The organism is Streptomyces sp. CB02261, assembly GCF_001905665.1.
Classification (GTDB): Bacteria; Actinomycetota; Actinomycetes; order Streptomycetales; family Streptomycetaceae; genus Streptomyces.
This window is the reverse complement of record NZ_LIVX01000008.1, coordinates 50,805-62,735: the sequence shown is the minus strand read 5'-3', so window position 1 is coordinate 62,735 and position 11,931 is coordinate 50,805. Positions and strand designations below refer to the sequence as shown.

The 11,931-nt window shown below is 72.1% G+C and carries 12 protein-coding genes; 9 read left to right on the top strand and 3 right to left on the bottom strand.

Going from position 1 to position 11,931, the window contains the following annotated elements; all coding sequences use genetic code 11:
* The first annotated feature begins 97 nt into the window (after positions 1-97).
* The 4 genes from AMK29_RS25540 (at position 98) to AMK29_RS25525 (ending at position 4,573) form a co-directional block, all read left to right on the top strand.
* On the top strand, positions 98-967 hold the full coding sequence (locus AMK29_RS25540; protein ID WP_073817370.1) for a Tat pathway signal sequence domain protein: 870 nt from the start codon (positions 98-100) through the stop codon (positions 965-967).
* A 56-nt stretch (positions 968-1,023) separates the two neighbouring features.
* Complete coding sequence (locus AMK29_RS25535; protein ID WP_073817367.1) at positions 1,024-2,367, top strand: copper amine oxidase; 1,344 nt, start codon at positions 1,024-1,026, stop codon at positions 2,365-2,367.
* A 110-nt stretch (positions 2,368-2,477) separates the two neighbouring features.
* A complete protein-coding gene (locus AMK29_RS25530) occupies positions 2,478-3,761 on the top strand; it encodes an SAV2148 family HEPN domain-containing protein (protein ID WP_073817366.1) in 1,284 nt (427 codons plus the stop codon).
* 86 nt (positions 3,762-3,847) lie between these two features.
* Positions 3,848-4,573 (top strand): 3'-5' exonuclease, encoded by a 726-nt coding sequence (locus tag AMK29_RS25525; protein WP_073817363.1) that lies wholly within the window; start codon positions 3,848-3,850, stop codon positions 4,571-4,573.
* A 33-nt stretch (positions 4,574-4,606) separates the two neighbouring features.
* Here the strand turns inward: AMK29_RS25525 and AMK29_RS25520 are convergent, their stop codons facing one another.
* Together AMK29_RS25520 and AMK29_RS25515 are read right to left on the bottom strand one after the other, a co-directional pair.
* Positions 4,607-5,431 (bottom strand): alpha/beta fold hydrolase, encoded by an 825-nt coding sequence (locus tag AMK29_RS25520; RefSeq protein ID WP_073817861.1) that lies wholly within the window; start codon positions 5,429-5,431, stop codon positions 4,607-4,609.
* A 45-nt stretch (positions 5,432-5,476) separates the two neighbouring features.
* The gene (locus AMK29_RS25515) at positions 5,477-6,334 is read right to left on the bottom strand and encodes a phosphotransferase enzyme family protein (protein WP_073817859.1); all 858 of its coding nucleotides are present in this window, start codon (positions 6,332-6,334) and stop codon (positions 5,477-5,479) included.
* Positions 6,335-6,497: 163 nt separating this feature from the next.
* Between AMK29_RS25515 and AMK29_RS25510 the strand changes: the two genes are divergently transcribed.
* From AMK29_RS25510 to AMK29_RS25490, 5 genes are all read left to right on the top strand, one after another.
* Positions 6,498-7,442: a carbohydrate ABC transporter permease gene (locus AMK29_RS25510; protein WP_241845707.1), complete on the top strand. Its 945-nt coding sequence runs from the start codon at positions 6,498-6,500 to the stop codon at positions 7,440-7,442.
* Positions 7,439-8,281 (top strand): carbohydrate ABC transporter permease, encoded by an 843-nt coding sequence (locus tag AMK29_RS25505; protein WP_073817361.1) that lies wholly within the window; start codon positions 7,439-7,441, stop codon positions 8,279-8,281. Before AMK29_RS25510 ends, AMK29_RS25505 begins: the two co-directional genes overlap by 4 nt.
* Entirely contained in the window at positions 8,278-9,570 is a 1,293-nt protein-coding gene (locus AMK29_RS25500; protein ID WP_073817358.1) for an ABC transporter substrate-binding protein, read from the top strand. The genes AMK29_RS25505 and AMK29_RS25500 overlap by 4 nt, the downstream gene beginning before the upstream one ends.
* A gap of 141 nt (positions 9,571-9,711) precedes the next feature.
* Positions 9,712-10,266: a DUF1697 domain-containing protein gene (locus tag AMK29_RS25495; RefSeq protein ID WP_073817356.1), complete on the top strand. Its 555-nt coding sequence runs from the start codon at positions 9,712-9,714 to the stop codon at positions 10,264-10,266.
* Between the two features lie 76 nt (positions 10,267-10,342).
* The gene (locus tag AMK29_RS25490; RefSeq protein ID WP_073817354.1) at positions 10,343-10,969 is read left to right on the top strand and encodes a mycothiol-dependent nitroreductase Rv2466c family protein; all 627 of its coding nucleotides are present in this window, start codon (positions 10,343-10,345) and stop codon (positions 10,967-10,969) included.
* A gap of 53 nt (positions 10,970-11,022) precedes the next feature.
* Here the strand turns inward: AMK29_RS25490 and AMK29_RS25485 are convergent, their stop codons facing one another.
* Positions 11,023-11,889, bottom strand: coding sequence for a D-alanyl-D-alanine carboxypeptidase family protein (locus AMK29_RS25485; protein ID WP_107422693.1), 867 nt, complete (start codon positions 11,887-11,889; stop codon positions 11,023-11,025).
* Positions 11,890-11,931 lie beyond the last annotated feature (42 nt).

The window sequence follows — 11,931 nt, the reverse complement described above, 5'->3', positions numbered from 1 at the left end:
CTTCGGCCAGATCCTGCCCGAAAGTCGGGCAACCTCCTAGGACTTCGCCCCGTCCTACCGGGTGACCGCAGACCAAGAGGGGGAAAGAGGGGGAAGTGTGTACGAAATAGCGCGCCGCCACCTGGGGAAGGTGGTGGCCGGAGCGGCCATGGCGGTGACGGGAACCGCCGTCGCGGTCGCGATCAGCCTGCCGGGCCAGGCGGGGGCCGACGACACGCCGGGGGGCCGGGGAGCCGACCGGGCCGCCGCGGCCGGAACGGGCGGGGGCGACGGAGCCGCCGGCGCCGGGGGACAGCAGGGAGCCGCCGGCGCGACGGGCGGCGACGGGGCGCAGACCACGGGCACCGCGCCCGCGCCCGCGACCGTGGTGCCCCCGGCGGCCGAGGGGAAGAAGGGCGTGGGCGGCGACCCGCTCACCGACGACGAACTCGTACGGGCCGAGAGCCTGGCGCTGACGCCGCCCGGTGCCACCGCCCAGCAGGACGTCGACGGCGGCAAGGGGCCCCAGCACCTGGGCACCGACCTCGCCGACCCGCTGCCGGGGGACGCGACACGCCGCGCCGAGGTCCGCTTCTACGACTACGCGCGGGACGAGCTCATCACCCGGACCGTCAACCTCGACACGGGCAAGGTCGACAAGTCGGGTACGCAGCGCGGCGTCCAGCCCTCCGCCCATCCCGAGGAACTGCGGGAGGCCCTGGAGCTGATCCTCGCGAGCCCGCTCGGCAAGGGCGTCAAGGAGGACTACAAGGACGCCACCGGCAAGGAGCTCACCTCCACGACCCAGCTGTGGTTCAACGGCGACCTCTACCGCACCTACCGCGAGGCGAACGTGCCCGCGCAGCTGTCCCGTTGCGGGGAGCACCGGTGCGTCCGGCTCGTCACCAAGGTCCTCAACGGGGCCTGGATCGACACCCGGAACCTGATCGTCGACCTCTCCGCGAGGACCGTCACCCGCGTCGGCTGACCACCGCCCGCCACCGGTCCCGCCCGCCCGATCTCCGTACGAGGGAGTACGTCCGCATGTTCCGCGTGACCACCCGTTCCCACCCGCGCACCCGCAGGCGCGGCGCCGTCCTGACCGCCGCCGCCCTGCTCGGCACCGCCACCGCCGCCGCCGGACCCGCCGGCGGGGCCACCGCCGCCCCGACCCCGCCGCGCCCGCCGGCCCCGACCCGGCCCGCCCCGCCGCTCGCGGCCGACTGTTCCGCCGCGTACCGCATCACCCAGAAGCTCGACGGCGGCGCCGTCTGGCGCATGTGCTGGCGCTACGACACCGACGCCGGGCTCACGCTCGACAAGATCACCTACCAGCCGCCCGGCGCCAGGTACCCCATCAAGGTCCTCACCAGCGCCCGGCTCGCCCAGATCCACGTGCCCTACGACGACGGCGCCGCCGAGTACGACGACCTCACCGGCGCGGGCTTCGGCTGGGGCCTGCAGAACCTCAAGCCGGCCGAGTGCCCCGGCGGCGCCCTCACCACCGTCAAGGTGCCCGAGGTCGGCCAGGTCAAGGGCCTGTGCACCACCACGCGGGCGCGTGGCCACGCGTACCGCATGGCCAGCGACAACGGCGCCAAGGTCTGGCAGGCCCAGTCCAAGGACCTGCTCGTCTACACCGTCAACAAGGTCGGCTGGTACGAGTACATCACCGAGTGGCGCTTCTCCTCCGACGGCACCATCGGCGCCAACGTCGGCGCCACCGGCAGCCTCTCGCCCGTCGACTACAACGCCACCGACGGCCGCGGCTGGCCCATCGGCAAGGGCGCCCGCGCCTACGCCACCAGCCACGCCCACAACGTCTTCTGGAAGCTCGACTTCGGCCTCGACGGCTCCACCAAGGACCGGATCGAACAGTTCGACTCCACCGTCACCGCACCCGTGGGCGACGGCGGACCGACCGTGAAGACCAAGCGCACCGTCGTCACCAAGGAACTCGCCGGCGACGCCAAGAACATGCGCTGGTGGCGGGTGGTCAGCGGCACCGGCAAGAACGCCGACGGCCACGCCCGCTCCTACGAGATCGTGCCCGGCCACACCGACACCCACGCGGGCCGCGGCTTCACCAAGCACGACGTGTACTTCACGCAGGCGCGTGCCTGCGAGCAGTTCGCCAGCAACAACATCGGCAACTGCGCCCCGGGCGCCGGTGACAGCGTGGACAAGTGGGTCAACGGCGAGACGCTGACCAAGCCGTCCGTGTGGGTCAACATCGGGTTCCACCACGTCGCCCGGGACGAGGACCAGCAGCCGATGCCGGTCCACTGGCAGGGCTTCCAGCTCGCGCCCAGGGACGTAACCGCTATGAATCCGCTCACTCCGGCCGATCTCGCCTCCCAGAACGGACAGCCCGATCTGGGGAGTTGAGCAAGGAGCCTGACGATCCTGCTGCACCGCCTCCCGCTCCCGGAGTACCCTTCCTTGATCGTTGTCGGACCGGTCGACACGGGCGTCCAGGAGCAGAAGGCGGTGCGCGGGTGAGCTCGGGAGGTCTTGAGCTGCCCCCAGGTGACGCGGGTCACGAGGGGGGTCCGGCCGACCCCGCCGAGGCGCCGCCCGGCGCGGTCGCGCCGCCGGGCGCCGTGCCGCCCGGCACGGTCACCGTCACCCGGCCGGTGGAGATCGGGGCGGAGCTCGACTGGGGTGCCGAGGCCTGGAGCGAGGTGCGCACCCGCGCCCAGCGCGCCGGGCGCGCCTACATCTGGCTGAACCTCGTCGAGCAGCGGCTCCGGGCCGTGGTCGCCGCCGTCCTGCGGCCCGTGTACGAACCGGTGCACGGCGAGGAGTGGGTGGTGGCCGCGGCGGGCCCGGCGGGCCAGGAGTGGGTGCAGCGGGCCGTGGCCGTGCGCGAGGTCTCGCGGCGCAAGGGCTACCTCCTCGACCCGGCCGACGACAACGTGCTGAGCTTCCTCACCCTCCCGCAGCTGCGGGAGCTGATGGTGCAGCACTGGCCCTGCTTCGAGCCCTACTTCGACGACCGGCGCGAGGTCGAGCTCGCCCTCGACGAGCTGGAGGTCACGCGCAACGTGGTCTCCCGCAACCGGGCGCTCTCGCTGACCGTGCTCGCCCAGTCCGAGCGGGCCTCCGCCCGCATCCTGGAGATCCTCGGCAGCGGGGCCGGGGTGCCGTCCGCCGACCGGCTGCCCGTGGACGCGGTCGAGGACCTCGTCGGGGACCGGTACGCGGACGTGGTCTCCGTCCACCCCGACCGGGTGCGGCTCCAGCGGCAGCTGCCGGCCGAGGACCTCTTCGGCGGGGCGCGCCGCCTCGACGCCACCGGCATAGGTCTCAATCTGCTCGTGCAGAACTTCTCCGGCCGCCGCATGGTCCGCCTCGCCGAGTCCGGCTGCCGGACCCGGCTGCTCTTCCTCAACCCCGCGAGCAGCGCGGTCAAACGGCGCGAGCGGGAACTCGGCCTCAAGAAGGGCGAGCTGAGCCGCTCCGTCGAGATGAACATCCTGCACATGCGCCGGGTCCGCTCCAAGCTCCGCGACCCGGGAGCCTTCCAGATCCACGTCTTCGACGAGACCCCCCGCTTCACCGCCTACCTGGTGGACGGCGACGGCCCCGACGGGGTCGGGGTCGTGCAGTCCTACCTCCGCCGGGCCCGGGGCATGGAGGCGCCGGTCCTCGTCCTGCGCGGCGGCGGACGGAACGTGGTGCGCCACGGACAGGGACTCCGTGACGGCGATCACGGACTTTTCGAGACATACCGGGAGGAGTTCGAGTCCGTCTGGCTCGACTCACGGCCCGTCTCCTGACGCTCCGCCGGGGGACCCGAAGGCGTTGTCAGTGGTGCGTGCGAGGGTGGTCAGCACCACGGGGGAGATCACGTAAGGAGGACCCGATGGCTTGGCACGGCGAGACGCTGGTCGGCTTCGACCTGGAGACGACCGGCACCGAACCGCTGGAGGCCCGTATCGTGACGGCCTCGATCGTCGAGGTCGACGGCGGGGGACACGTCAGGCGCCGGCGGGACTGGCTCGCCGACCCGGGCATCCGCATCCCGGAGCAGGCCTCCGCGATCCACGGCATCAGCACCGAACGCGCCGCCGCCGAGGGCAGGCCGGTGCGCGAGGTGGCCGACGAGATCGCGAAGGTCCTCGCCGAGTACTGGGAGGCCGGCGTCCCCGTCGTGGCGTACAACGCCTCCTTCGACCTGACGCTCCTCTCCGCCGAACTGCGCCGCCACGGACTGCCCTCGCTGAGCGAGCGCCTCGGCGGTGTCGGCATCGGACCCGTCGTCGACCCGTACACCATCGACCGGGCCGTCGACCGCTACCGGCGCGGCAAGCGCACCCTCGAAGCCGTCTGCGGGGAGTACGGCGTGGTGCTCGAAGCCGCCCACCAGGCCGCCGCCGACGCGCTCGCCGCCGTCCGCGTCGCCGTCGCGATAGCCGAGCGGCACCGCGAGGTCGCCGAGCTCGACCCGGCCGAACTGCACGAGCGGCAGATCGGCTGGTACCGCCTCTGGGCCGAGAACTTCCAGGACTTCCTGCGCCGCAAGGGCGACACGGAGGCGGTCGTCGACCCGGTCTGGCCCCTGCGCCGCGCGGTCACGGCCACCGTCTGACAGCCGCGGGTCCTCGTCGGGGCAGCGGCCGCGTCAGGAGTTCTCCTTGAGGAACGAGAGCAGCAGCTCGTTCACCCGCTCCGGCTGGTCGAGCGGGAACCAGTGCCCCGCGTCCTCCACGCGCTCGTAGCGCCAGGTGCCGGTGACGTGCTCGCCGGTGGCCGTCATCTGCCGCTCGGTGAGGAAGCGGTCGCCGGTGGACCAGACGCCCATGACCGGCACGGACAACGGGGGGAGCGGCGCCGGCGGCGCCAGCTGCACCTCGATGGGGAGTCCCGCCCGGTAGATGCTCAGCGCGGCGGTCAGCGCCCCCGGAGCGCGCAGCGGCTCCAGGACCCCTTCCACGTCCGGGTGTTCACCGAGCATGTCGCGCAGGTGCGCGAAGTCGTCCCGGGAGAGCCACTCCTCGGCGAGCCCCTCCTGCTGGAACATCGTCACGTGCCACAGCCGCTGCCGCTGCTCCCAGCCGGCACCCAGGATCGTCGCGATGTTCCCCACCGACATGAGCGTCGCGCTCGCCACCCGGTCCGGCGCGACCAGGGCGATCCCCTGCGCCACGCCCGAGCCCCAGTCGTGACCGACCACGTGGAAGCGGTCGACCTCCAGGCGGGCGAGCAGCTCGAGCAGGTCCCCGACGTGCTTCGCGGGGTGGTACGCCTCGACGCCGCCCTCGGGACGGTCCGACCCGCCGAAGCCCCGCAGGGTGGGGACGACACACCGGAAGCCCGCCGCCGTCAGCGCCGGCACCTGGTGGCGCCACAGCAGGTGGCTGTCGGGGAAGCCGTGCACGAGCAGCACGGCCGGTCCCTCGCCGCTCACCTCGACGTCGAGCGTCACCTCGGACAGCTCCACACGCATCACAACACCCCGTTCGATCAGGCGGGTTCGACGGGGATCATGATGTCAGAACGGATACCAGCGCACCTCGGGGTCGCCGTCCCGCAGCGAGGCCACCCGCCGCTCGAACTCGGTGAGCGCCTTCGGGTTCGTCGGCGCGTGCTGCGCCACCCACGCGCAACTCGCCGTCTCCCGCGCCCCCCGCAGCACCGCACACCCCTCCCACTCCCGGACGTCCCAGCCGTACGCCTCCGTGAACGCGTCGTACGCCGCCGGATCGAGGCCGTACCGGTCCCGGGAGAGCGCGAGCACCACGAGGTCGTGCTCCCGCAGGTCGGAGGAGAAGGTCTCCAGGTCCATGAGGACCGGTCCCTCGGGGCCGACGAGCACGTTCCGGGGGAGGGCGTCACCGTGGATCGGGCCCGGCGACAGGTGCGGGGTCAGGGCCGCGGCCGCCGGCGCGAAGGCGTCGCGCCGCTCCCGCAGGAACGCCGCGTCCGCAGGGTCGATCGCGTCCCCCGCGAGCCGGAGCCACCGCTCCACCCCGCCGAGCAGGTCGCGGCGCGGCAGCGTGAAAGCCACCGGCTCCGGCAGGGCGTGGACGGCCCGCAGCAGCGGCCCCAGATCACGGGGCTCCGCCGGCCGCACCGCCTCGGGCAGCCGATGCCACAAGGTCACCGGATGCCCCTCGACGAGGAGCGGCTTCTCCTCGGCGGCCCGCACCGCCGGGACCCCCTCCCCGGCGAGCCAGCCCGCGAGCGCCACCTCCCGCTCGGCCCGCTCGAACACCTCCGCGTCGCGGCCCACCTTCACGGCGAGACCGCCCACGGCGAAGACCGCGTTCTCGCCGAGGGCCAGCAGCCGCGCCTCCGCGACCGGCAACCCCGCCGCGGCCAGGATCTCCCGCGCCCGCGCCTCGTCCATCGACCTCTCCCTCACCAGTGCGTTTGCGCCAAAGTCTCGCATCCGGGCAGCTCACCGCGCAGGTCGCCTTGACGGCCCACGGGTCGGCACGGACCATGGCGGGATTCCCCTGACGGCGGGGCCCCGGACGGCGTCCGGGCAAGGCGGGCGGGAGGACCGATCGGTGACGGTGACCGCGACGAAGCGGCCGGGCGGGACGCGCGCACCGCGTGCCGCCGCCCACGGCACACACCCGCGCGGCCCCGACTTCGGCGCCTGGTTCCTGGTGCTCCCGGCGCTCCTGCCGATCCTGGTCCTCAGCGTCGGCCCGCTGCTCTACGGCATCGCGCTCGCCTTCACCGACGCCCAGTCAGGCCGCACCCAGGCCACCCGGTGGGTGGGCACCCTCAACTTCCAGGACCTGCTGCACGACACCCTGTTCTGGGACTCCTTCCGCATCGGCGTGGTCTGGGCCGTCGGCGTCACCGTCCCGCAGTTCCTGCTCGCCCTCGGCCTCGCGCTCCTCCTCGACCAGAAGCTCCGCTTCCGCTGGCTGGCGCGGGCCCTCGCCATCGTCCCCTGGGCGATGCCGGAGGTCGTCGTCGGCATCATGTGGCGGCTCGTCTACAACCCCGACGCCGGCATCCTCAACGAGACCCTCCGCGGCCTCGGCCTCGGGGAGGGCCGCGACTGGCTCTCCGGGCTCGCCACCGCGCTGCCCGCCGTCATCGTCGTCGGCGTCTGGGCCGGCATGCCGCAGACCACCGTCGCCCTCCTCGCCGGCCTCCAGAACACCCCGCGCGAACTCCACGAGGCGGCCGCCCTCGACGGCGCCGGAGCCTGGCGCCGCTTCCGCGCCGTCACCTGGCCCGCGCTCAGACCCGTCGCGCTCGCCATCACCGCCCTCAACCTCATCTGGAACTTCAACTCCTTCGCCCTGGTCTACGTGCTGACCAACGGCGGACCGGGCGGCCGGACCCGGCTCCCCATGCTCTTCGCCTACGAAGAGGCCTTCCGCTACGGGCAGTTCGGCTACGCCGCCGCGATGGGCTGCGTGATGGTCGCCGCCGTCTCGGTGCTCATCGCCCTCTCCCTCGTACGCCGGCTGAAAGGGGACCAGGACCGGTGAGCGCACTCCGGACGAGCAGACCCGCGCGGATCGGCCAGTACCTCGCCCTCCTCGCGTACCTGGTCTTCCTCGCCTTCCCCTTCCTCTGGCTGGTCTCCACCGCCTTCAAGCCCGCCCCCGAGCTGGCGTCGCTCCACCCCACCTGGATTCCGAAGGACCCCACCCTCGCCAACTTCCGTCAGGCGTTCGACGAGCAGCCGCTGCTCAGGGCCGCCGCGAACAGCCTGGTCGCCGCGGTCTCGGCCGCCGTGATCGCGGTGGCCGTCGCGACCCCGCTCGCCTATGTGACGGCCCGCCACCGGGGCCGGCTCGCCTCCGCGGCCACCGGCTGGGTGGTGATCAGCCAGGCGTTCCCGTTCGTCCTGGTGATCATCCCGCTCTTCCTGATCCTGAAGAACCTGCACCTGATCAACAGCGTCCTCGGCCTCGTCCTGGTCTACGTCGTGTGGTCGCTGCCCTTCGCCCTCTGGATGCTGATGGGGTACGTCCGGGCCGTCCCCGCCGAGCTGGAGGAGGCCGCCGCCGTCGACGGGGCCGGGCGGCTCCGTACCCTCGTCTCCGTCACCGCCCCGCTGCTCGCCCCCGGCATCGTGGCCACCGCGCTCTTCGCCTTCGTCACCGCGTGGAACGAGTTCTTCTTCGCGCTCGTGCTGCTCAAGACGCCGGAGAAGCAGACCCTGCCGGTCGTCCTCACCCACTTCCTCGGCGCCGAGGGAGTCGCCGACCTCGGCCCCCTCGCCGCCGCGGCCTTCCTCGCCACCCTCCCCTCGCTCGTCGTCTTCGCCGTCCTCCAACGACGGATCGCCGGCGGCGTGCTGGCGGGGGCGGTGAAGTCATGAGACGGCTCCTGACCGCCGCCGCCGCGCTGGCCCTGCTCCTCACCGGCTGCACCGCCGGGGACGAGGGGGCCGAGGACGGGGTCGTACGGCTCCGCTTCCAGTCCCTCGCCTGGCAGAAGGAATCCGTCGACGCCAACCGGCAGCTGGTGGACGAGTGGAACGCCGCCCACCCCGACGTGCAGATCGACTACGTCCAGGGCAGCTGGGACTCCGTCCACGACCAGCTCCTCACCTCCTTCGAGGGCGGTGAGGCACCCGACATCATCCACGACGCCTCCGACGACCTGGCCGACTTCGCCTACGGCGGCCACCTCGCCGACCTGCGCGCCCTGCTGCCCGAGCGGCTCCGCACCGACATCCCCGCCCGCAGCTGGGAGACCACCACCTTCGGCGACGGGATCTACGGCGTGCCGTTCCTCCAGGAACCGCGCGTGATCATCGCCAACCGGAAGCTCCTCGCATCCTCAGGCGTCCGCGTCCCCACCCCGGAGCGGCCCTGGAGCTGGACCGAGTTCCGGCAGATCGCCCGGGACCTCACCCGCCACATGGGCGCCGGCCGGTACGCCGTCGCCTGGCCGCTCAAGGAGCCCGTCTCCGTCAGCCTCAACCTCGGGCTCTCCGCGGGCGGCCGGCTCTTCCACCGGGAGGCCGACGGGCGGGTCACCGTCCGCTCCACCGAGGCCGACACCGTCGTCCCCGGCACCGTCCACGACCAGGTCGTCACCGACCGCACCGCCCCGCGCACCACTCTCGGCAGCGGCGGCTCCGACACCCTGCCCGGCTTCTTCGCCGGCAAGTACGCCATGGTCCCGCTGGGCTTCGCCTACCGGCAGCAGATCGCCCAGCAGGCGCCCGAGGGCTTCGAGTGGACCGTGCTGCCCGCACCCGCCGGCAGCGCGGGACTCACCCAGGGCGTCTCCCCGCAGACCCTGTCGATCGCCGAGGACAGCCCGTACAAGAAGGAGGCGATGGAGTTCCTCGACTTCTTCCTGCGCCCGGCGAACATGGTCCGGCTCGCGCGCGGCGACTGGATGCTGCCCACCGGCACGGCCGCGCTCGCCGACCCCTCCCTGCACACCGCCGAGGCCGGGTGGGCGACCGGGGCGGCGCTGGCCGCACACCTCCGGCCCGCGCCCGCGCAGTCGGTCCGGGGCTACCCCGAGTGGAAGGACAAGGTGGCGACCCCGGCCTTCCAGGAGTACTACAGCGGGGCCATCGACGGGGCCGAGCTGCGCAGTCGGCTGGTGGAGGACGGCAACCGGGTCCTCGCCCGCTATCAACGCAAATGATGGATTCGTCATTACGAAACCTTGTTGAATAAGTCACAGATGGGTGAAGGGTCTTCTCCCGGCTCGGCTCCATCGGCGAGTGTTCGAACCGGCCACCGTGCCGCCCCCCACGAGGCGCGGTGGCCGCCCTAAGGTGAACCCATGGCGAAGACATACGCGCTCCTGCTCCGCGGCATCAACGTGAGTGGCCACCGCAAGGTCCCCATGCCGGAGCTCAGGGCGGTCCTGGAGGGGCTCGGGCACGCGAACGTCCGCACGTACCTGCAGAGCGGGAACGCCGTCTTCACCACCGACTCCGCCGCCGGCGAGGACGAGCTGACCGCGCGGATCGAGGACGCGATCGAGCGCCACTTCGGCTTCCGTGTCGACTGCCTCGTCCGCGACGGCGCCTACCTCGCGGCCGTCGTGGAGGCCTGTCCCTTCCCCACCGCCGGAGTCGAGGGCAAGCAGCTCCACGCCTTCTACCTCTCGGGGCCCGCCGGTCCCGAGCGCTTCGCCGCGATCGACCAGGAGGCCCACCGCCCCCAGGCCTTCGCGCTCGGCGACCGGGTCCTCTACCTCTACGTCCCCGAAGGTCTGGGCAGGTCCAAGCTCGCCGAGGCCGTCTCCCGGCCGTCCGTCGTCAAGGGCCTGGTGGTCACCGCCCGCAACTGGAACACCGTCCTGAAGCTGGTGGAGATGACCCGGGAAGGGTGAGCGGGCGCAATGGCCCAGACCGAGGGCCGCCGATTGGACTAGGAGAACAGGCCATCCGGTGTCTAGATTCAACGGTATGACGACCACCCCGACCGCCGCCCGTCCCACCGTCGACTTCTACTTCGACCCCGTCTGCCCCTTCGCCTGGATCACCTCCCGATGGATCCTGGAGGTCGAGCGCCGGCGGGACATAGACCTCCGCTTCAAGGTCATGAGCCTGTACCTGCACAACGAGGGCAACACCCTGCCCGAGGACTACCGCGCGCTCATCGACGCCTCGCTCGGCCCCGTCCGGGTCGCCGCGGCCGCCGCCGCACGGCACGGCGAGGAGATCCTGCGCCCGCTCTACACCGCGTACGGCACCCGCATCCACGAACAGAAGCGGGACGACTACGACGCGATCGTCGCCGAGTCCCTCGCCGAACTCGGTCTCCCGGCGGAGCTCGCGGAGGCCGCCCACGACCCGGCGCACGACGAGGACGTCCGCCGCAGCCACGACACCGGCAAGGACCCCGAGGCCGAGGGGTACGTGGGCACGCCGACGATCCACGTCGACGGCACCGTCTGGTTCGGTCCGGTCCTGCGGGCGATCCCGCGGGGCGAGCGCGCGGCCGAGCTCTTCGACAGCTTCCGCGTCCTGGCCGGCCACCCGGACCTCTTCGAGATCAAGCGGACCCGCACCGGCGGGCTCGACTTCGGCTAGGAACGCCCACCGGAGCCGGGCTGCCTCCCGTGGCTCGGGAGGCAGCCCGGACATCAGCGTGCGAAGCCGTAGTCCAGCAGCTTCTTCACGTCGGCCGCCCTGTTCGTCTCGCTCGACGAGCCGAGCACGGCGCCGATGACCGTCTTGCTCCCGCGGGTGGCCGCGAAGACCAGGCAGTACTTGGCCTGCGGACCCGAACCGGTCTTCACGCCGATCGCGCCCCTGTACGTGCTCAGGAGCTTGTTCGTGTTGCTCCACGACATGTACCGGTAGCCACCGGTCCTCGTGGTGACCTTCTGCTTCGTGGACTTGGTCCCGACGACGGTGCGGAACGTGGAGTTCTTCATCGCACTGCTCGCGAGCTTCGTCAGATCGCGCGGAGTGGAGTAGTTGCTCCCATTGCTTATTCCGTCGAACGAGTCGAAGTGGGTGTTGCGCATGCCGAGGTTCCTGGCCTCGGTGTTCATCTTCCCGATGAACGACTTGATCCGGGCGGCCCGCGTGGTGCCCGTGCCGAACTTGTCGGCCAGCGCGTAGGCGGCGTCACACCCCGACGGCAGCATGAGGCCGTAGAGGAGCTGCCGGACGGTCACCTTGTCCCCGACGATCAGCCGGGCCGAGGAGGCGTTCCTGGAGACGATGTAGTCGCTGTACGCCTTCTGGATCGTGACCTTGGCGTCGAGGTTGAGGTTCCGCTGGGACAGCACCACCTTCGCCGTCATGATCTTGGTGGTGGAACCGGTCGACCGGCGGGTGTCCGCGGCCTTCCCGAACAGCGTCGTACCCGTCCCGTTGTTCATGACGAAGCCGCCCGGGGCGGTGATCGACGGGATGGGCGGCGCGGCGTGCGCCTGGCCCGCGAACAGGCCCCCGGCCAGGACGGCCGAGACCGTGAGCGAGACGGTCACGGCGCTGCGCACGCCGAGTGTCGAAGTGATCAAAGTCCTCTGCCCTCGATAGGA